Below are 19,659 nucleotides of genomic sequence, written 5' to 3'. Positions count from 1 at the left end.
CTCACCCTCCGGTCGCTCCCAGCCGCCCTCCGGCGAGTGCGGCGAGTTCGTCCGGCGTGCGCGGGCCCGGCTCCGTTTCGGTCAACAGCCCCTGGGAGCGCAGAAGCTCCGCCGTCGCCGCGCCCCACGGCAGACGCAGCCCCGCCTCCCGGAGGAGATCCGGACGGGCCAGTGCCGTGGCCGCGGGCCCGGTGCGGACACCGGACGGGGTGAGCAGCGCCGCGTCGTCGGCCCAGCGCAGCGCGAGGTCGACGTCGTGGGTGGCCATCACCACCGTGGTGCCGGCGGCCCGGAGCCCGTCGAGGGTGGAGAGGAGACGCTCCTGTCCGTCCGGGTCGAGTCCGGCGGTCGGCTCGTCGAGGATGAGGACCCGCGGCCGCATGGCGACCGCCCCCGCGATGGCGGTCCTTTTGCGCTGCCCGTAGGACAGCAGATGGGTCGGCCGGTCGGCCAGGGACGTGATGTCCAGGGCGGCCAGTGCCTCCGCCACCCGCGCCCGGACCTGCGTGTCGTCCAGACCGAGGTTCAGCGGCCCGAACGACACGTCCTGCTCGACGGAGGCCGCGAACAACTGGTCGTCCGGGTCCTGCACCACCAGCTGCACGGTCGTCCGCAGCCGGGTCAGCCCCTTGCGGTCGTACGCCACCGGCCGCCCCTCGACCGTCAGCCGCCCCTCGTGCGGTTTCAGGCCGCCGGAGAGCAGCCGCATCAGCGTGGTCTTGCCGCTGCCGTTGCGGCCGAGCAGCGCGAGCGCGCGGCCCTCCCGGATGTCGAAGTCGAGCCCGCTGAGCACGGTCGGGCCGTCCTCGTAGGCGAAGGACGCGCCCCGCAGGGCGACGAGGGCTGGCTCGCTCATGTCAGCGGCCTTTCCAGGACGAGTGTGAGGACGGCCACCGCCGCGAGCAGCGCGCAACTGGCCGTCGTGAAGCGGACGGAGACCCGGGCCTCGGGCACCAGGACCCGCAGGGTGCCGTCGTAGCCGCGCCCGGCGAGCCCGGCGTGGAGCCGGGTGGCCCGGTCGAAGGCGCGGACGAACGCGGTGGCGCCGAGCCCGGCCAGGGACCGCCACTCCGCGGCCCGGCCGGTGTGGCCGAGCCGGGCCGCCTGGGCCTCCCGGATGCGGCGCATCGAGTCCAGCAGCAGAAAGCTCATCCGGTACGTCACGAGCGCGACGTCGACGACCGGCGCGGGGACCCCGGCCCCGACCAGCCGGGGCAGCAGGTCGGACATGGGCGTGGTGAAGGCGAACAGCAGCACGCCCAGGGAGGCCGCCGAGGTGCGCAGCAGCAACTCCCCGGCCCGGACCGGCCCGTCGGCGGCGAGCGCGACGAGCCCTCCCGGCCCGCCCACCTGGACGAGCAGTGTGAGCGCTCCGGTCACGCAGAAGCCCAGCGGCACCCGGTAGGCCCGCCACAGCCGCCGCCCGGGCACACCGGCCGGACCCAGCAGCACGACCAGGGCCGTCAGGAGGACCAGGGCCGCGCCCGGCCAGGGCGGCAGGGAGATGGCGAGCACGGTGAGGCCGAGCCCCAGCACGGCCTTGTCCACGGGATGGCGGCGGCGCCAGCGACTGCCGTGCGCCGCCGCGTCGATCGGCAGCACCGGGGCTCAGTCCTCTTCCGCGGCGGACTTCCCGGCGGTGCCGGCGAGCGTGCTGCCGGACTGTCGCTCCAGCGCCCGCTGCTCGCCCTGCCTGCGGCCCCGGCGCAGGCCGAAGTAGTAGGCGAGGACACCGGCGCCGAGAGCCGCCTGGAGGGAGAAGAGCGCCGACTCGATCTCGCCGGACGGCGGCTCGTACAGCGGCGAGAACCACGGCTCGTAGTCCGGCTTCAGCTCGGTGATCGCCGTCTCCGCCTCGCCGTCGGAGCCCGTGAACGGCTCCTTCTTGTGGTCGCCGAGCCCGAACGCCAGGGGCAGCACCGCGAGCGCGGCCACGGCGATCAGCAGGAGCAGGTTGATCTTCGTGTTCCGCTTCATCGGCCCACCGCCTCGGTCTCGGTCCCGGTCCGCGCCTGCTTCTGCGCGACGAGCACGCCCAGCCGGGTCAGTTCGCCCTTGCTGGACTGCACCAGCAGCCGCATCACGAGCACGGTCAGCAGGCCCTCGCTCACCGCGAGCGGGATCTGGGTGACGGCGAAGATGGAACCGAACTTGCCGAGCGCGCCCAGGAACCCGCTGCCCGGGTCGGGGAACGCGAGCGCCAGCTGCACGCTGGTGACGCAGTAGGTGGACAGGTCGGCGACGAACGCGGCGAAGAACACGGTCACCATCAGCGGCACGTTGGAGCGCCGCAGCAGCTTGTAGACGGCGTATCCGGCCCAGGGCCCGACGATCGCCATGGAGAAGACGTTGGCGCCGAGCGTCGTGAGGCCGCCGTGCGCGAGCAGCAGCGCCTGGAAGAGCAGGGTGATGGTGCCCAGCACCGCCATGATGGGCGGCCGGAACAGGATGGCGCCCAGGCCCGTGCCGGTGGGGTGCGAGCAACTGCCCGTGACGGACGGGAGTTTGAGGGCGGACAGGACGAACGTGAAGGCACCGGAAGCACCGAGGAGCAGAGTGCTCTCGGGGTGCTCGCGCACTTCACGGGTGAGCGACCGGACCCCGTGGACGACGAACGGCGCCGACGCGACGCCCCAGGCGACCGCGTGCGCCGGAGGAAGGAAACCCTCGGCTATGTGCATGGCTCAGCAGACCCTCTCCAGCACCTCGTGGATGGTTGACGCGCCTTGGCCGGTCTCCTGGCTGACGGGTACCACCGCCCGGACTCCGCCTTCCCGGGTCACGAGGACCCAGTGGCTGCCCGTGAGGGCTGGAGCCGGACTTCCCGATTCACAGTGGCGAGGGCCGCACCGGCATCACACCGGATTTCCCGTTCACCAAGGCGTGGTGACAATAAGGCCGGGGTAAGGGCGATGACAAGCCACCCAAGGGGCGCGCGAGGGGGCGTCCGTTCGCACACCGGCGCATCTCACGGCCGATCCACGCGCGCCGGACAGGGGCCCGTCGCACGCCGCCCGGGCCGCGTCAGTCGTCGGTCCCGTCGTCCCCGCCGTCGTCGAAGTCGCCCTCTTTCCCGCCCTGGCGCGGCTTCTCGGGCTTCGGCTGCGCCGGCTCGCCGCCCGCCTCCTGTGTCGGGGCCGTCGCGCTCGGCACGGGCGCGTCAGGAGCCGGCGAGGAGGGCGACGCGGACGGAGTGACATCGGCCACGGTGCCGGTGGCCGGCGTGTCGGCCGTACCCGGGCCGGCCGCCGGGTCGGCCTGCGGATCGGCCTGCCGGCCGGAGGAGTCGGGCGCGGCGGAGCCTTCGGAGGCCGTGGCGGCGGGGCTGCTCGCCGTCGGGGACGCGTCGGGTTCTGTGCCCTCCGCGGTCGTGTCGGGCGAGAACCAGCGCATGCCGAGGAGCATCGCCGCGAGGAAGAGGGCCGCGGCGGCGGCCGTCGCGGCCACCCTCGTACGGTTGCCGGCACCGCCGCGCCCGCGGGTGCGGCCCGCACGCCCCGCCTGGGCGGCCCGGGCCGCCGTGCGGTGACCCGTGGTCGCGGGCAGCGCGTACGTGGTCGGACTGCCGGTCCCGGAGCCGGCGTACGGGCCCGGCCCGGCGGGCGTCGCCGCGGACGTGGAGGTGGGCCGCAACGGCGGGGAGACCTCGGGCAGCGGCTCGGGCAGGCCTTGCCAGGCGCCTGCGGCGAACCACTCGGCGGCCTGCTGGGCGGTGGGCCGGTCCTCGGGCTGCTTGGCGAGCAGACCGAGGAGGTAGTTCTCGAACGCGGGCGGAAGCCCCGCGACCCCGAGCTCGCGGGGCGGCACGGGAACCGAGTCGAGGTGCTGGTGGAGCAGGGCGACGGCCGTGTCGGCCTCGAACGGCGGTCGCCCGCTGAGGAGCTGGTAGAGCACGCAGCCAAGGGAGTACATGTCGGAGGCCGGCCCGGCGGGCTTGCCCAGGGCCCGCTCGGGCGCGAGGTAGAGACCGGTGCCGATGATCTGCCCGGTGGCGGTGAGGGCGGCGCCGGGGTCGTCGAGGAACCGCGCGATGCCGAAGTCGCCGATCTTCAGCGTGCCGGCCGCGTCCAGCAGCAGGTTGGCCGGTTTGACGTCCCGGTGCACGATGCCCTGCGCGTGTGCGGCGGCGAGCCCCGCGGACGCCTGCCCGGCGAGACGGGCCACCCGCTCGGCGGGCAGCGCGCCGGAGCCGGCCAGCACCCCGGCGAGGCTGTCGCCCTCGACCAGCTCCATCACCAGATACAGCCGGTTGTCGTACTCGCCGAAGTCCAGGACCCCCACAACGTTGGGGTGGTTGAGACGCCCGGCGGTCTGAGCCTCCAGACGGAACCGGGAGGTCGCCGTGGGATCGGTGTCCTGGGGCAGCAGCAGCTTGAGGGCCACCGCTCTGGCGAGCGTGGTGTCGTAGGCACGCCAGACCTCTCCCATTCCACCGCGCCCGATCTCAACATCCAGCCGGTAGCGGCCCGCTAGCAGCACTCGTCCTCGTCTCATGCGTGTGGGAAGGTCGTCGCCGCAGGCCGAACTCCCCGCTTCGGCACGGGGATTGGTGGGGGGCACCGCAGCCGACCCAGGATACTGGCGCGGCGTGACCACCGAGTTCCGCGGCGGTGTCCCCGGAGGGTGCCGGCAGGGAATTCCGGGGCCGGGCGAGTCGCCCGGCGGAGTGACGTGTCCGTGTGCCCGGTTGCCGCCGGGGGCCCGGAGCCGTGTCAGGCTGCCGCGGGGGCCCGGCGCCGTGTCAGGCCGTGGCGTCCGCGCCCTTCCCGCGGCGCGGCAACAGCGCCACCGCCAGGGCCGGTACGGCCGCGAGGACCAGCCACGGCACGGCGGCCGGCAGGCCCGGATCGAGCAGGAGCCCGGTGGCCGCGCTCCCGGTCAGGACGATCAGCCCGGACACCGACGACAACGCACCGGTGTACAGCCCGAGCCGGCCCTCCTCGGCGAGGTCGGGCACCCACGCCCGGGCTGCGGGCACGACGAGCATCTGCCCCACGGTGAGCAAGATCACGAAACCCGCGGCCGGGAGCAGCCCGGCGGTGCCCGTCCAGCCGGCGGGCCGTGCCGCGGCCACCACCGCGAAGCCGGAGGCGATCAGCAGCAGCCCTGCCGCCATGGAGCGGCGCAGGTCCAGCCGGTCGCCCGCCCAGCGGGTCACCGGCAGCTGGGCGCACACCACCAGCTGGGCGCACACCACCAGCACCGACGACAGCGCGAAGAGCCAGGACAACGGCGCCTGGGAGCCCGCCGCGCGCTGCACCTCGTCCGGCAGGGCCAGGTACAGCTGGTTGTAGGCGAGCAGGTAGGTGCCGTACGCGCAGCACAGGGCGAGGAAGCGGCGGTCGCGCAGCAGGACGCGGCTCCCGCCCCGCTCCCGGACGCGGCTCCCGCCCCGCTCCCGGACGCGGGCCTGGCCCGGGAGGTGCTGCGGCATCAGCCACAGGTGCCGGTTCAGTCCGGGGCGAGCCGGGGGCGACGCCCTGGTTCAGCCCTCGGACGGGGCGAGCACCACGAAGTCCGCGCCCGCCGGGTCGAGGCAGACGGCGAGCCGGCCGACGCCCTCCATGTCCGCCGGGCCCATCTGCACGCTGCCGCCGTTCGCGGTGACCTGGGCGACCGTGGCGTCGCAGTCGTCGACGGCGAACACCGGGTGCCAGTACGGCCGCCCGCCCGTCAGCGTCAGGTCCTCCTTGCCGAGCTGCATGAGTCCGCCGTGCATCCGGTCCTCGGAGAGCCCCGCAGGGGTGATCAGCGTGTACGTGCCCGCGCCGCCCGGCAGCGGCATGTCGCTGAACTGCCAGTCGAAGAGGGAGCCGTAGAACGCGCGCGCGGCCGTGGCGTCGGTCGTGTACAGCTCGGTCCACGACAGTGAGCCCGGCTGGTCGACCAGCTCCATGCCCTTGTTCGTGCCCGGCTGCCAGACGGCGAACTGGCCGCCCAGCGGGTCGCTGTACTGGGCCATCCGGCCCCAGTCGTCGAGGTCCATCGGCGCCACTCGCACGGTGCCCCCGGCCTGTTGCACGGCCTCGGTCGTGGCGTCCGCGTCGGCGACGCTGTAGTAGAGCATCCAGGCCGGACGCGCGCCCTCCTCGGTCAGCTTGCCGAGTCCGGCGACGGTCTTGCCGTCCTTCTTGAACATCCCGCCCTCGAAGTCCTCGCTCTCGCCCATGGACTCGTAGTCCCACCCGAGGACGGCACCGTAGAAGCCGGCGGCGGCCCGGACGTCCGGAGCGCCCAGATCGAGCCAGCAGGGAGAACCGGGGACGTACTCCGTCGTGATCATGGCGATGCTTCCCTTCCGCGGGTCCTGTGCCCAGCGTGACACCGAGCACCGGCCATCGCCCGTCGGCTGCCTACCGTCCGGGGGACTCCCCGCCGACGCGGGGCCCCGGTGACGGACAGTCCGCCGTCAGCGGGAGGGGCGGTCCGCCGTCAGTGGACGGACAGTCCGCCGTCGACGAAGACCGACTGCCCGGTGACGTAGGCGGACGCCCCGCTCGCCAGGAAGACCGCCGCGCCCGCGAAGTCCTCCGCGAGACCGTTGCGCCCGATCATCGTGCGGGCGGCGAGGGCGGCCACCTTCTCCGGGTCCGACGACAGCCGGGCGTTGAGCGGTGTCATGACGAAGCCCGGCACGAGGAGGTTGCAGGTGACGCCGCGCGGCGACCATGCCTCGGCCTGGGAGCGCGTCAACGCCTCGAGGCCGCCCTTGGAGGCGCCGTAGGCCCCGCTCTGGACGAACGCGCGGTGGGCCTGCTGGGAGCTGATGTGGATGATCCGTCCGTGGCCCCGCTCCGCCATCCCGGGGCCGAAGCGCTGCCCGAGCAGGAACGGCGCCTCCAGGTTGACGGCCATCGTGGCGTCCCAGACGTCCTCGCCGAGTTCGTCCATCGGCGGACGCAGGTTGATCCCGGCGCTGTTGACGAGGATGTCGGGCTCCCCGAACGCCTCGACCGCCCGCTCGGCGGCGGTCCGCACGCCCGCGCGGGTGCTCAGATCCGCGCCGACCCAGGCGGCACGGCAGCCCTCGGCCGTCAGCTCCTCGACCGTCGCGGCCAGGCCGGCCTCGCCACGTGCCACGACCACGACGCTCGCCCCGGCGCGTGCGAGGGCGCCGGTGATGGCGCGGCCGATGCCGGAACTGCCCCCGGTGACCACCGCGGTCCTGCCCTCCAGCGAGAACAGTCCGGAGAGGTAGTCCCGGACGTCCCGGGACGGCGTGGGCGCCCCGTTCGGCCGGGCGGGATCGGGGGCTGGGGCCGGGTGTGTCGTCATGGCGACCACTCTAAGTCGATCATGGGACCGCCCGCGGGCGGTGCCGGAGGGCGGACGACCCGCCCGCGAGGTAGGGTCCGGCCTCTCGCCCAGATACCCCTGGGGGGTATATAGTGGGGCTCATGGACCACACCGCTCATGAACCCGAGAAGCAGCCGCACGGGACCGCGTCCTGGGGGACCGCCGTCAAGGCGACGCTGCACTGTCTGACCGGGTGCGCCCTGGGCGAGATCCTCGGCATGGTGATCGGCACCGCCCTGGGGTGGGACAACGTGCCCACCATGGTGCTGGCGATCGGGCTCGCGTTCCTCTTCGGTTACTCGTTCACCCTGTTCGCGGTCCTGCGGGCCGGCCTCGGTCTGCGGGCCGCGATCCGGGTCGCCCTCGCCGCGGACACGGTCTCCATCGCGGTCATGGAACTCGTGGACAACGCGATCATCGCCCTCACCCCCGGCGCGATGGACGCCCACCTGTCCGACGGACTCTTCTGGTCCGCCCTCCTCGGCGGCTTCGCGGTCGCCTTCCTGATCACCGCCCCGGTCAACAAGTGGATGATCGGCCGCGGCCTGGGACACGCGGTGGTCCACGCCCACCACTGACGCGACGTCACTGGCTCAGACCTTGAGAAGACGTACCCGGCCGGCGGGGAGTTTCGGCCACCCGTCTGTCAGGCGCGCGCCGGTTCGATGTTCTGGTTGGCGTGGAAGAGGTTGTCCGGGTCGTAGGTCCGCTTGACCCGGGCGAGCCGGTCGTAGTGGTCGCGGTACGTCGCCCGGACCCGTTCCTGACCCTCGCCCGCGCCCATGAAGTTCACGTACGAGGCGCCCATCGAGTACGGGTGCAGGGCCTCCTGGTAGCCCACGCACCACCGCCTGATCGTGTCGGCGTTGGCCGGGTCGGGATCGACACCGGCGAACACGCCGGACCAGAGCGCGTCCCGGTAGCTCCACGCGGTGTCGTCGGGGCCGACCCGGTGGGCGGCTCCGTCGACCGGGTAGAGGTGCATGAGCGACAGCGGCGTGGGATTGCTCCGGCCGTACTCGAGGTGCACGTCCAGGGCGGCGTCGGGGATGCGGTCGAAGAAGTCGCCCCGCCAGTACCACTGGTAGCCGGTCGGGATCAGTTCGTCGAACATGCCCTGAAACGCGTCGTACGGCATCGGCGTGGTGAAGTGGAAGGCGGGCCGGCCCGCGTCGTTCACCACCGAGAGGGTGTCGTCGAGCCCGTCGAGGTCACCCGTGCAGCACCACACGATGCCGCACACCTTCTTGCCGTGGAGTTCCTCGGGGAAGGGCGGGCCGGGCGGGACGACGAGGACGGCGAAGAAGCCGTAGACGTCCTCGGGCGCCTGCGGGAGGAACTCGCGGTACCAGGCGAGCACTTCACGGGTGCTGTCGACCGGCCAGACCGTCACCCCGACCCCGACCGTGCCCACCGGGTGCAGCCGGTAGGTGAGGGAGGTCGCGATGCCGAAGTTGCCGCCGCCACCCCGCAGGGCCCAGAAGAGGTCAGGGTGTTCGGTCTCGTTCGTGGTGACGAAGCTGCCGTCGGCCAGCACCACGTCCGCGGCGATCAGGTTGTCCACGGTCAGCCCGTACTTGCGGGTGAGGTAGCCGTGGCCGCCGCCGAGGGTCAGGCCCCCGACGCCCGTCATGGAGATGATGCCGGTGGGGGTGGCGAGACCGAACGCCTGGGTGGCGTGATCGAGGTCGCCGAGGTGGCTGCCGCCGCCGACCTCGGCGGTCCGCGCCTCCGGGTCGACCCGCACCCAGCGCATCGGCGAGAGGTCGATGGTCACACCGTCGTCCACCAGGCACAGGCCGGGGCCGCTGTGCCCGCCGCCCCGCACGGCGAGTTCCAGGCCGTGGTCGCGGACGTAGCCGACCGCGGCCATCACGTCGGCGGTGTCCGTGCAGGGCACGAGGGCGGCGGGCCGTTTGTCGATCATCGCGTTGTAGATCTTGCGGGCCTGGTCGTAGCCGTCGTCCCGTGGGCCGATCACCGGCCCCCGCAGCGTGGTGCGCATGTCTTCCAGGGTGGCGGTGTCCATGACGATCTCCTCGGGACGCGTGCCCGTGCCTACATCACCAGGCTCCCGCCGGCCGGGGAACGACGCATGTCCGGAGCACGCGTCGCCGGCGGCGGGGGCCGTGGCCCGCCTCAGGCCAGGGTGACCTCCGCCGGCAACTTTTACGCCGTTGACGAAGTGGGAGCGGACCCTTCGATGGGCGGCTCAGCCGACGATGTCCGCAGGGGACGGGCCGAACTGCGCCGCCCCGAGTCGGCCGGGGCCGGGCCGGTTCCGACGCGCCCTTCGCACCGGGCCGGGCCGCCGACCTGTGCGTCCCGGCCCGGCCGCTGCCGGGATCTCGGTCCGCACACCAAGCCGCTCGTACCACCGCGCGCCGCGCGTGCGGCACAGGGGTGATCGGCGGACATCACACCAGATCGGAACCCATGTCACATGCGGGTGACGGTCGGAGTCATGTGAAAACCGTTGCCGACTGATGAGATTGTTTGGACTGTCTATCCAACTCCTGGACGCATGGTCTAAAGTGATGAGGGTGAAAGGGGGCGGGCATGGACAACGGTCCGGACGCTGAGCGGGACGCGATCCTCGCCGCGCTGAAGCCGGTCGTCGAAGGGATCGCTGCGACCTTCGGGCCGGTCTGCGACGTCGTGCTGCACGACTACCGGCACCCGGAGAAGTCGGTGGTCGCCGTGGCCGGAGCGGTGACCGGGCGGCAGGTCGGCGGCGCCATGAGCGAGATCGGCATGCGGGTCCTCGCCCGCGGCGGCGCGGCGTCCGACGAGCTGAACTACGTCACCCGCACCCGCGACGGGACGCTGGTGAAGTCCTCCACGATGGTGCTCCGGGACTCCACCGGAGCCGTGTTCGGCGCCCTGTGCGTCAACGTGGACGTCGGTGCCGTCACCCGGGTCCACGACCTGCTCGGCGCGCTCGCCGGCCTCGGCGCCGCCCCGGCGGAGCTGCCCACCACCACCTTCGGCAACGACATCGACTCCGTGGTCGACGCCCTCGTCGACGCCCACCGGTCCAAGCAGCGGGGCAGCTGGGCGGAGTTGGACCGTGCGGAGCGCGTGGAGCTGTTCGACGGGCTGGACGCCCGTGGGGTGTTCGCCGTGCGCGGTGCCGTCGAACAGGTCGCCGCCCGGCTCGGCATCTCCCGCGCCTCCGCCTACAACTACCTGTCCCGCGCCAGGGCCGCCCACGACACTTCCACCGGAGGCTCCACGTGACGACCACGACCCCACCGGTCACCCTCGACGACGTCCGGGACGCCGCGGCACGGCTCAAGGGCGTCGCCCACCGCACGCCCGTGCTGCGCTCCCGTACCCTGGACGCGCTCGCCGGAGCCGAGGTCTTCCTCAAGTGCGAGAACTTCCAGCGCGTGGGCGCCTTCAAGTTCCGCGGCGCCTACAACGCCGTCTCCCGCCTCACCCCCGAGCAGCTGTCCCGCGGCGTCGCCGCCTACTCGTCCGGCAACCACGCGCAGGCCGTCGCCCTGGCCGCCCGGGAGCTGGGCACGACCGCCGTCATCGTCATGCCGGAGGACGCGCCGCCGTCGAAGCGGGCCGCCACCGTCGGCTACGGCGCCGAGATCGTCACGTACGACCGCTACACCGAAGACAGGGTCGCGATCGGCGAGGCCCTCGCCGCCGAGCGGGGCCTGGCGCTCATCCCGCCCTACGAACACCCCCACGTCATGGCGGGGCAGGGCACGGCCGCCCTCGAACTGCTGGAGGAAACCGGAGAGTTGGGCGCGCTGCTGACACCGGTCGGTGGCGGCGGGCTGATGGCGGGCAGTGCCACGGCGGCCAAGGGCCTGCACCCCGGCATCCGGACCGTGGGCGTCGAGCCGGAGGCGGGGGACGACACGAAACGCTCCCTGGAGGCGGGCCGGCGCGTCAGTATCCCCGTCCCGCGGACCATCGCCGACGGCCAGGCCCTGCACACCCCGGGTGAGCTGACGTTCTCGGTCAACAGGCGGCTCCTCGACGAGGTCGTCCTGGTCACCGATGACGAGATCCGGGACGCGATGCGGTTCGCCTTCGAGCGTCTGAAGATCGTCGTCGAGCCGAGTGGTGCGACGCCTCTGGCGGCCCTGCTCACCGGCCGGGCGGGCGCACTGCCGCGCCGCGTCGGCGTCGTCGTCTCCGGTGGGAACGTCGACGCCGGGCGCTTCGCCGAGCTCTGCGGCAGCGGCGGCTGAGGGGGCGTTCCCCGAATGGCGGCCCCAGGTGGCGAGGCGGACGATTGAGTAGTAGCGGGCCGGCCGCCCACCGCGGTGTCCAGGGCCCGGGGAGAGCCGGCCCCGGCCGCGGTGCGTCGCGGCCGGAAGGGAGCGCGTCATGCTGGAAGTGAAGACGCTCGACAAGCCCGATGAACGGCGTGATTTCCCGCGCGGCCACCTCGAAGCCATCCACATGACGGAGCTCGACTTCGCGGTGGCCACCTTCGAGCCCGGCTGGCGCTGGACGGAGTCCCTGGCCCCGATCGCGGGCACCTCGACCTGCCAGATGCACCACTACTGCTACATGGCACAGGGCCGCATGCACATCCGCATGGACGACGGCGGGGAGGCCGAGGTCGGTCCCGGCGACGTCTTCGTCGTCTCGCCCGGCCATGACGCCTGGGTCGTGGGTGACGAGCAGGTCGTGGTCTACGACTTCGAGGGACAGACGGCGAAGGAGTACGCGAAGCAGGAGTAGCGAGTCCTGCCCTTGCTCTCGGAAACCGATCGGTTTACGCTTCCCGGCATGGGAAACCGATCGGTTTCCGAGCTGTGAGCGAAGAGAGGGACTCCCATGACCGCCATCGAAGGTTCCGTCGCCCTGGTCACCGGCGGCAGCCGCGGCATCGGCCGGGCGCTGGTCGAGGCCCTGTACGAGCGAGGCGCGCGGAAGGTGTACGCGACGGCCCGCGACCCGCGCACCGTCACGCACCCCGACGCCGTGCCGCTGGCGCTGGAGGTGACCGACCCCGTGTCCGTCGCCGCGGCGGCCGAGCGGGCACAGGACGTCACCCTGCTGCTCAACAACGCCGGCGCGTCGGTGAACGCGAACTTCCTCGACTCGCCCGTCGAGGACGTGCGCCGCGAGTTCGAGACCAACTTCTACGGGCCGCTCCTGGTGACCCGGGCCTTCGTCCCCGTCATCGAACGCAACGGCGGCGGCCACATCCTCAACGTCCACTCCGTGCTGTCCTGGATCGGCCTGGCCGGCTCCTACAGCGCCTCCAAGGCCGCGTTCTGGTCACAGACCAACTCGCTGCGCCTGGACCTGAAGCCGCGCGGGATCGACGTCACCGGCCTCCATGTCGGCTACGTCGACACGGACATGACCGCCGGGGTCGACGCGCCCAAGTCCACCGCCCGCTCCGTCGCGGCCCAGGCCCTCGACGGCATCGCGTCCGGCGCCTACGAGGTCCTCGCCGACGACCTGTCGCGGCAGGTCAAGGCCGGACTGGCAGCCGACCCCGCCGCCCTCTACCCGCAGCTCGCCGCCGCCTGATCACACCGGCAGCAGCCGCGCCACCAGCGCGCTCAACTGCCGGGCGTTGCGGCACTCGTGCATCTCGACCAGCTCGGCGTAGGCGGGCGCCACCGAGTCGCCCGTACCCCAGCGGGAGCGCTGCTCGGGGTTGAGCCAGTGGACGCGACGGGCGCGCTCGGCGATCTGCCGCAGGGCCGGCAGATTCGGGTCGCTCCGGTTCGTACGGGCGTCACCGAGGACGAACACCGTCGTGCGGGAACCGGCCGCGTCCGCGTACCGCTCGGCGAACTCGCCCAGCGCCATGCCGTAGTCGCTGCTGCCGTGGTAACCCGTGACCGCCGCCTCCGCCTGGATGCGGGCGCCCAGCCCTTCCGGGTCGGCCCGCCCGTGCTCCAGCAGCCCGGTCACCTCGTCGATCCGGTTGACGAAGGCGAACACGCGCACCTTGCTGAACTGGTCGTGCAGCGCCTGCACCAGCAGCATCGTGAAATCGGAGAAGCCGGAGACCGACCCCGACACATCGCACAGCAGCGCCAGCTCGGGCCGGGCGGGACGCCGTGCGCGCAGCACGGGCTTCATCGGCACTCCGCCCGTCGACAGCGAACCGCGCAGGGTCCGCCGCAGATCGATCGCGCCCCGCGCGGCGCGACGACGCCGGGCCGCCAGCCGGGTCGCGAGCTTGCGCGCCAGGGGCTGCACCGTCCTGCGCAGCTCGGCGAGCCGGTCCTGCCCGGCGAACAGGAAGTCGAGCCGGTCCGCGGTCGGGGCCACCGCCCGCCGGGCGATCTCGTCGCGGCCGCGCCGCTCGGCGACCCGCCGCCGCGCCTCGGCGGCCACCAGGGCGCGGAAGGCATCGATGCGCCGCCGGATCTCGTCCTCCAGCAACCGGTCCGTGAACCCCGTGGCGCCGCCCTGCCCACGGACGGTGTCCCGCACGCGGGCCATCAGCGTCTGCGGCCGCAGCCGTTCGAGTGCCTGGTACGACGACCAGCCGTCCGACTCCGGCGAGGAACCGTACCCGCCGAACCCGTCGACCGCCTCGATGGCCAGCCGGCCCAGCATCGCCCGGTCGTCGGCGGCCAGCGCGTCGGCCAGCCGGTCCCGCAGCTCCTCACGCCCCGCCGCCGGCTGCTCCGGGCCGCCGACCCCGCGCGGGAAGTACAGGTCGAAGACCGCGTCGAACACCTGCCGTTGGGCGGGCCCGTGCAGCAGCGTCGCCGCGATTCCCTCGCGCAGCAGCTCCCGGTCGGCGAGGCCGAGCTCCCCGACGGCCCGTGCCGCGTCGACCGTCTCGCCGGTGCCGATCCGCACACCGTGCGCGCGCAACGCCCCGACCAGGGACGTCAGCCGCTCGGCGACGCCCGCCTGCGTGGTCACAGGGCGTCCAGGTCGAGCTTGGCGGACGCCTTGAGGACGTCGTCCTGGTGCTTGAGGAGCACCCCGAGCGTGGCCCGCACGACGGTCTCGTCCAGCGACTCGGCGCCGAGCGCCAGCAGAGTGTGCGCCCAGTCGACGGTCTCGGCGACCGACGGCTCCTTGCGCAGGTCCATCGCCCGCAGCGCGCCCACGACCCGGACGACCGAACGGGCCAGTGTCTCGTCGAGGCCCGGCACCTTCAGCCGTACGATCCGGCGCTCCAGCTCCTCCTCGGGGAACCCGATGTGCAGGAAGAGGCAGCGTCGGCGCAGCGCCTCGGACAGCTCCCGGCTCGCGTTGGAGGTGAGGACGACGAACGGGCGGCGCGTCGCCGTGATGGTGCCCAGTTCGGGGACGGTCACCTGGAAGTCGCTGAGCACCTCCAGCAGCAGGCCCTCCACCTCGACGTCCGCCTTGTCCGTCTCGTCGATCAGCAGCACCTTGGGGTCGTCGCCCCGGATGGCCGTCAGCAACGGCCGGGTGAGCAGGAACTCCTCGCTGAAGATGTCCGTACGGGCCTCGTCCCACGTCTCGTCGCGGCCCGCGCTGATGCGCAGGAGCTGCTTGGCGTGGTTCCACTCGTACAGGGCGCGGGACTCGTCGACCCCTTCGTAGCACTGCAGGCGGACCAGCCGGGCCCCGGCGACCTCGGCGACGGCCTTGGCGAGTTCCGTCTTGCCGACGCCGGCGGGTCCCTCCACCAGGAGCGGCTTGCCGAGCCGGTCGGCGAGGAAGACGGTCGTGGCGACGGCCCGGGACGCGAGGTATCCGGCCTCGGCGAGGCGCGCGGAGACGTCGTCGACGGATGTGAACAACGGTGGCCTCCTGGGACGGCGGCTTCGGTAGGACGGGCAGGGCACTATCTAAGCGCTTGTTCACCCGTGCTGTCACGGGGTTCTTCTCGGGGCAGGCGACAAGACCGACACCGGGCGGGCGGTTCCCCCGGATCCGGACCAAGGGTTAAACCGATCGGTTTCCCCTGAGTGTCGGGCCGGGTACTCTCGCCCGTATGGCCACAACCGACAAGGCGTCCACCCGGGACCGGCTCCTCGACGCGGCCGCCGAGTTGTTCTACCGCGAGGGCGTCTCCCTCGGTGTCGAGACGCTGTGCCGGAGCGCCGGGGTCTCGAAGCGGTCCATGTACCAGCTCTTCGGAAGCAAGGACGAGGTCCTGGCGGCGAGCCTGGCCCGGCGGCTGCCGGAGTACGAGCAGCGGCTGGCCCCCGGACCGCAGGAGCAGGACGGCAGCCCGCGCGACAGGATCCTGGGCGTCTTCCAGCGGCTGGAGAAGGCTTCCGCCGAGCCCGTCTACCAGGGCTGTCCCTATCTCGCCGCCCTGGTCGAACTGAAGGATCCCGAGCACCCGGCGAGTGCCGTGGCCCGCGGGGCCAAGGAGTGGCTGCTGGGCTTCTTCCGTACGCAGGCCGAGGAGGGCGGGGCGCGGGACGCGAAGCTGCTGGCCCGTCAGCTGATGCTGGTCTTCGACGGGGCCAGCGCCCGGGCCGGCGCCGGGATCGAGACACTGGACGGTCTGACCACGACGACCGTGACCGCGCTGCTGGACGCCTCCGGCGCCCGCTGACCGGGCAGGACGCGCAGCCGGTCCGGCGTGCCGCCCGCCCGGCTCCGCGGCGGGACCGACCGCGCACGTCGATCGGCGACACGCCCTGTGTTCCGTCCTCGACGTGCCGGGGAGGGGCCGTGACCACACTGGCTCCAGAACCCGTGTCGCGGGACGCACGCGGCGGCACCCGCGGGGTACCCGATCACTCCCGTACGGAGAGGGCTGACACCGCATGCAGATCGATCTGAAGGGCCGCACCGCCCTGGTCACCGGTTCCACACAGGGCATCGGCGCCGCGATCGCCGCCGGTCTGGCCCGGTCGGGCGCCCGGGTGGGGGTCAACGGCCGCTCACGCGGGCGGGTGCAGGACGCCGTGGAGCGTATGCGGGGTGACGTGCCCGGTGCCGAGCTGGTGCCCCTCGCCGCCGACGTCACCACCGACGAGGGCGCACGGCAGGCGGTGGACGCGCTGGGACAGGTGGACATCCTCGTCAACAACCTCGGCGTCTTCGAGTCCGCCGACCCCTTGGAGATCAGCGACGAGGAGTGGCGCCGCTACTTCGAGGTCAACGTCCTGTCCGCGGTGCGCCTCACCCGGCTCGTCCTGCCCGGCATGACCGAACGCGGCTGGGGGCGGGTGCAGAACGTCGCCAGCGACTCGGCGGTCGTCATCCCCGCCGAGATGATCCACTACGGCATGTCGAAGACCGCCCTGCTCGCGGTGAGCCGTGGCTTCGCCAAACAGGCCGCCGGCACTGGAGTCACGGTGAACTCGGTCATCGCGGGACCGACCCACACCGGCGGCGTCGAGGACTTCGTCTACCAGCTGGTCGACCGCGACCTGCCCTGGGACGAGGCCCAGCGCGCGTTCATGCGGCAGCACCGGCCGCAGTCCCTGCTCCAGCGGCTGATCGAGCCAGAGGAGATCGCCAACATGGTCGTCTACCTCGCCTCCGACCACGCCTCGGCGACCACGGGCGGTGCCCTGCGGGTCGACGGGGGCTACGTGGACTCGATCCTGCCCTGACTCACCAGCACCACCTCCAGGGTGCGCGGACCGTGCACCCCCTCGACCCGGTCCAGCTCGATGTCACTGGTCGCCGACGGGCCCGAGATCCACGTCAGCGGACGGGCCGGGTCGAGGCGTTCCAGCCCCTGCGGCACGGACGACACGACCTGATCGGGCACCCGCACCACACAGATGTGGTGGTCCGGGACGAGGGTGATCCGGCGGCGGCCCTGGTCGGGTGAGCCGTCCAGCACCAGGGTGCCGGTCTCGGCGATCGCGACCGCACAGGCCGTCACCACACTGTCCACCCGGTCCAGTTCGGCCGGGGTGCTCTCGGCCCGGTCCGCCACCCGTTTCACCCCGGTCGCGGCGAGCCACTCCTCGTCCAGCCCGGGCGGCACCAGCACCGACGCCGACCCGCGTTTCTCCAGCAGCCCCGCGATCAGACCGGCCAGCCCGCCGGTGTCCGTGCGGTGCACGAGAGCCCGGTAGTCCGCCAGGTTCTCGGCGAGCAGCTCCACCGTCTCCGCGACGGTCCGCCGCCCGTGCTCGCGCAGGTAGTCCCGCGCGATCGGCTCCTCGTCGGCCGGTGCGTCCGCCAGCGCGCGCCGTACCCGCCCCAGGATCCGTTCCCTGCTGTTCACTTGGCCCCGCCCTTCCCGCCGTGTGTGCGCTGCCACCAGTCCCGGAACGGTTCGGCGGGGACCGGGGGCAGGTCCCGGGTCCCGCTCCAGGCCCGGCCCGGGCCGGGCAGCGTCCGGGGATGGAAGCGGCGCGTCCGGGAGGCGGCGCGCTGGCCGGCGCGCAGCGCGCCCGCGTGCGAGAACGCCCAGCGCGCCGCACGCATCGCCGTCCGCTCGGCGGCATGCCCCTTCGCCGGCCGCAGCACCACCTTGTTGCCCGCCCGCGTGACCTCACCGCCCTGCACCACCCGCTCCCGCAAATGCACCAGCACCTCGGGGATGTCGATGGCGACCGGGCACACCTCGTAACACGCCCCGCACAGCGACGAGGCGTACGGCAGTGAGGCGTCGATCTCACTGCCCGTGCCCCGCAGTTGGGGGCTGAGGATCGCGCCGATCGGACCCGGGTACACCGAGCCGTAGGCGTGGCCGCCGGCCCGTTCGTACACCGGGCACACGTTGAGGCAGGCCGAGCAGCGGATGCAGCGCAGGGCCTGCCGGCCCACCTCGTCGGCGAGGGTGTCGGTGCGGCCGTTGTCCAGCAGTACCAGGTGGAAGGCGCTCGGACCGTCCTGGTCGGTGGTGCCGGTCCAGGTGGAGGTGTACGGGTTCATGCGCTCGGCGGTCGAGGAGCGGGGGAGCGTCTGCAGGAAGACCTCCAGGTCCTGCCATGTCGGCACGACCTTCTCGATGCCGACGACCGAGATCAGCGTCTCGGGCAGCGTCAGGCACATTCGGCCGTTGCCCTCGGACTCCACGACCACGAGCGTGCCCGTGTCGGCGACCATGAAGTTGGCGCCGGAGATGCCGACCTTGGCCCGCAGGAACTTCTCCCGCAGGTGCAGGCGGGCGGCCTCGGCCAGTTCTGCCGGGGAGTCGGTCAGGCCCTCGGGAGCGGGGCGCCCCCACTCGCTCATCTCGCGGGCGAAGATGTCCCGGATCTCGCCCCGGTTGCGGTGGATGGCCGGGACCAGGATGTGCGAGGGCCGGTCTTTGCCCAACTGCACGATCAGCTCGGCCAGATCGGTCTCGTAGGCGTGGATGCCCTCGGCCTGAAGCGCCTCGTTGAGCCCGATCTCCTGCGTGGCCATCGACTTGACCTTGACGACCTCCGACTCCCCGGTCGTCTTCACGAGCCGGATGACGATCTCGTTGGCCTCGTCCGCGTCGGCGGCCCAGTGCACCACGCCGCCCGCGGCGGTGACCGACTCCTCCAACTGGACGAGATAGCGGTCGAGATGGCGCAGCGTGTGGTCCTTGATCTGCTTGCCCGCCTCGCGCAGTCCGGCCCAGTCGGACACCTCCGCGACGGCCTTCGCCCGCTTGGCGCGGATGGTGTGCGTGGCGTGCCGCAGATTGCCGCGCAGGGTCGTGTTCGCCACGGCCTCCCGCGCGGCCTCCGGAAACGCCGGCATGCCGAGATACGTCCCGCTCATACGGCCGGTTCCTCCTCCGTGCTCGCCAGGATCTCCGCGATGTGCACCGGCCGCATGCCGGTCCGCAGCCGGGTCATCGTGCCGCCGATGTGCATCAGGCAGGAGTTGTCGGCCGCGCACAGCACCTCGGCGCCGGTCGACTCGGCGTTGCGCACCTTGTCGGTGCCCATCGCCGCCGAGACGTCCGGGTTCTTCAGCGCGAAGGTGCCACCGAACCCGCAGCACTCGTCCGCGCCCGGCAGCTCGACGAGCTCCAGCCCCTTCACCGACCGCAGCAGCCGCCGCGGCCGCTCGCCCAGTCCGAGTCCGCGCAGCCCGTGGCAGGTCGGGTGGTAGGTCACCTTGTGCGGGTAGTACGCCCCGACGTCCGTCACGCCCAGCACGTCGACCAGGAACTCCGTCAGCTCGTACGTCTTGGGCACCACCGGCGCCAGCGTGGCCGCGAGGGTGTCCCCGCGTCCCTCGGCCCGGGCCCGCTCACCCATCCGCGGATACAGTTCCCGCACCATCGCCCCGCACGACCCGGAGGGCGTCACGATCGCCTCGTACTCCCCGAAGACATCGGAGAAGTGCCGGGCGAGCGGCTCGGCCTCATAGCGGTATCCGGTGTTGTAGTGCGCCTGCCCGCAGCAGGTCTGCGCCCTCGGGAAGTCGACCTCGACACCCAGTCTGGTCAGCAGTTTCACCACCGCGCGCCCGGTGTCCGGATACAGCGTGTCGTTGACGCAGGTCAGGAACAGGGCGACACGCATCACGGCT

Annotated in this window: 20 protein-coding genes, 1 pseudogene and 1 riboswitch; of the genes and pseudogenes, 7 read left to right on the top strand and 14 right to left on the bottom strand. The window is 72.7% G+C overall.

The genetic code is table 11. The features are described 5' to 3' along the window. Window position 1 precedes the first annotated feature (1 nt). The 8 genes and pseudogenes from ACFZDI_RS13810 to ACFZDI_RS13775 form a co-directional block, all read right to left on the bottom strand. Window positions 2-856 carry an ATP-binding cassette domain-containing protein gene (locus tag ACFZDI_RS13810; protein WP_391250304.1) on the bottom strand — a complete coding sequence of 285 codons (855 nt, stop codon included), beginning with the start codon at window positions 854-856 and terminating at the stop codon, window positions 2-4. Then, window positions 853-1,602, bottom strand: a complete 750-nt coding sequence (gene cbiQ, locus ACFZDI_RS13805; RefSeq protein WP_391250301.1) for a cobalt ECF transporter T component CbiQ — start codon at window positions 1,600-1,602, stop codon at window positions 853-855. The genes ACFZDI_RS13810 and cbiQ overlap by 4 nt, the downstream gene beginning before the upstream one ends. Before the next feature lie 6 nt (window positions 1,603-1,608). After that, window positions 1,609-1,977, bottom strand: a complete 369-nt coding sequence (locus ACFZDI_RS13800; RefSeq protein WP_391250299.1) for an energy-coupling factor ABC transporter substrate-binding protein — start codon at window positions 1,975-1,977, stop codon at window positions 1,609-1,611. Further along, window positions 1,974-2,681, bottom strand: a complete 708-nt coding sequence (locus tag ACFZDI_RS13795) for an energy-coupling factor ABC transporter permease (RefSeq protein WP_234845816.1) — start codon at window positions 2,679-2,681, stop codon at window positions 1,974-1,976. The genes ACFZDI_RS13800 and ACFZDI_RS13795 overlap by 4 nt, the downstream gene beginning before the upstream one ends. Before the next feature lie 29 nt (window positions 2,682-2,710). Then, window positions 2,711-2,896: riboswitch (cobalamin riboswitch) on the bottom strand. A 128-nt stretch (window positions 2,897-3,024) separates the two neighbouring features. Then, entirely contained in the window at window positions 3,025-4,479 is a 1,455-nt protein-coding gene (locus ACFZDI_RS13790) for a protein kinase (RefSeq protein ID WP_391251100.1), read from the bottom strand. Between the two features lie 262 nt (window positions 4,480-4,741). Beyond that, window positions 4,742-5,446, bottom strand: a pseudogene (locus ACFZDI_RS13785) (MFS transporter); the annotation flags it as partial. A 39-nt stretch (window positions 5,447-5,485) separates the two neighbouring features. After that, window positions 5,486-6,283 carry a VOC family protein gene (locus ACFZDI_RS13780; protein WP_391250296.1) on the bottom strand — a complete coding sequence of 266 codons (798 nt, stop codon included), beginning with the start codon at window positions 6,281-6,283 and terminating at the stop codon, window positions 5,486-5,488. 149 nt (window positions 6,284-6,432) lie between these two features. Continuing rightward, complete coding sequence (locus ACFZDI_RS13775) at window positions 6,433-7,275, bottom strand: SDR family oxidoreductase (RefSeq protein ID WP_391250294.1); 843 nt, start codon at window positions 7,273-7,275, stop codon at window positions 6,433-6,435. Window positions 7,276-7,397: 122 nt separating this feature from the next. Here ACFZDI_RS13775 and ACFZDI_RS13770 point away from each other — a divergent pair, with 122 nt between their 5' ends. After that, a complete protein-coding gene (locus ACFZDI_RS13770) occupies window positions 7,398-7,874 on the top strand; it encodes a DUF4396 domain-containing protein (protein WP_391250292.1) in 477 nt (158 codons plus the stop codon). Window positions 7,875-7,942: 68 nt separating this feature from the next. Here the strand turns inward: ACFZDI_RS13770 and ACFZDI_RS13765 are convergent, their stop codons facing one another. Beyond that, window positions 7,943-9,325, bottom strand: a complete 1,383-nt coding sequence (locus ACFZDI_RS13765) for an FAD-binding protein (protein ID WP_391250290.1) — start codon at window positions 9,323-9,325, stop codon at window positions 7,943-7,945. Between the two features lie 530 nt (window positions 9,326-9,855). On the opposite strand from ACFZDI_RS13765, the gene ACFZDI_RS13760 reads away from it, so the two are divergent. From ACFZDI_RS13760 to ACFZDI_RS13745, 4 genes are all read left to right on the top strand, one after another. After that, on the top strand, window positions 9,856-10,536 hold the full coding sequence (locus tag ACFZDI_RS13760) for a PAS domain-containing protein (RefSeq protein WP_391250288.1): 681 nt from the start codon (window positions 9,856-9,858) through the stop codon (window positions 10,534-10,536). Next, on the top strand, window positions 10,533-11,510 hold the full coding sequence (locus tag ACFZDI_RS13755; protein WP_234845810.1) for a threo-3-hydroxy-L-aspartate ammonia-lyase: 978 nt from the start codon (window positions 10,533-10,535) through the stop codon (window positions 11,508-11,510). The genes ACFZDI_RS13760 and ACFZDI_RS13755 overlap by 4 nt, the downstream gene beginning before the upstream one ends. A 139-nt stretch (window positions 11,511-11,649) precedes the next feature. Further along, a complete protein-coding gene (locus ACFZDI_RS13750) occupies window positions 11,650-12,009 on the top strand; it encodes a cupin domain-containing protein (protein WP_234845809.1) in 360 nt (119 codons plus the stop codon). A 96-nt stretch (window positions 12,010-12,105) separates the two neighbouring features. Beyond that, window positions 12,106-12,810: an SDR family oxidoreductase gene (locus ACFZDI_RS13745; RefSeq protein WP_391250285.1), complete on the top strand. Its 705-nt coding sequence runs from the start codon at window positions 12,106-12,108 to the stop codon at window positions 12,808-12,810. On the opposite strand, the gene ACFZDI_RS13740 is transcribed toward ACFZDI_RS13745, so the two are convergent. Further along, window positions 12,811-14,169: a VWA domain-containing protein gene (locus ACFZDI_RS13740; protein ID WP_391250283.1), complete on the bottom strand. Its 1,359-nt coding sequence runs from the start codon at window positions 14,167-14,169 to the stop codon at window positions 12,811-12,813. Next, window positions 14,166-15,023 (bottom strand): MoxR family ATPase, encoded by an 858-nt coding sequence (locus ACFZDI_RS13735; RefSeq protein WP_361112266.1) that lies wholly within the window; start codon window positions 15,021-15,023, stop codon window positions 14,166-14,168. Before ACFZDI_RS13735 ends, ACFZDI_RS13740 begins: the two co-directional genes overlap by 4 nt. Window positions 15,024-15,217: 194 nt before the next feature. Here ACFZDI_RS13735 and ACFZDI_RS13730 point away from each other — a divergent pair, with 194 nt between their 5' ends. Together ACFZDI_RS13730 and ACFZDI_RS13725 are read left to right on the top strand one after the other, a co-directional pair. Continuing rightward, a complete protein-coding gene (locus ACFZDI_RS13730; protein WP_391250281.1) occupies window positions 15,218-15,790 on the top strand; it encodes a TetR family transcriptional regulator in 573 nt (190 codons plus the stop codon). A gap of 214 nt (window positions 15,791-16,004) precedes the next feature. Next, window positions 16,005-16,799, top strand: coding sequence for an SDR family oxidoreductase (locus tag ACFZDI_RS13725; protein ID WP_391250279.1), 795 nt, complete (start codon window positions 16,005-16,007; stop codon window positions 16,797-16,799). On the opposite strand, the gene ACFZDI_RS13720 is transcribed toward ACFZDI_RS13725, so the two are convergent. From ACFZDI_RS13720 to ACFZDI_RS13710, 3 genes are read right to left on the bottom strand one after another with little or no spacing between them, the layout of a single operon-like run. After that, complete coding sequence (locus ACFZDI_RS13720; protein ID WP_391250277.1) at window positions 16,775-17,425, bottom strand: LUD domain-containing protein; 651 nt, start codon at window positions 17,423-17,425, stop codon at window positions 16,775-16,777. The genes ACFZDI_RS13725 and ACFZDI_RS13720 overlap by 25 nt on opposite strands. Continuing rightward, complete coding sequence (locus ACFZDI_RS13715) at window positions 17,422-18,900, bottom strand: LutB/LldF family L-lactate oxidation iron-sulfur protein (RefSeq protein ID WP_391250275.1); 1,479 nt, start codon at window positions 18,898-18,900, stop codon at window positions 17,422-17,424. The genes ACFZDI_RS13720 and ACFZDI_RS13715 overlap by 4 nt, the downstream gene beginning before the upstream one ends. Next, complete coding sequence (locus tag ACFZDI_RS13710; protein ID WP_391250273.1) at window positions 18,897-19,652, bottom strand: heterodisulfide reductase-related iron-sulfur binding cluster; 756 nt, start codon at window positions 19,650-19,652, stop codon at window positions 18,897-18,899. Before ACFZDI_RS13710 ends, ACFZDI_RS13715 begins: the two co-directional genes overlap by 4 nt. Window positions 19,653-19,659 lie beyond the last annotated feature (7 nt).

Origin of the sequence: Streptomyces sp. NPDC007907 (genome assembly GCF_042959365.1) — a bacterium.
Taxonomy (GTDB): domain Bacteria; phylum Actinomycetota; class Actinomycetes; order Streptomycetales; family Streptomycetaceae; genus Streptomyces; species Streptomyces indiaensis.
This window is presented reverse-complemented; position numbering and strand designations above follow the sequence as displayed.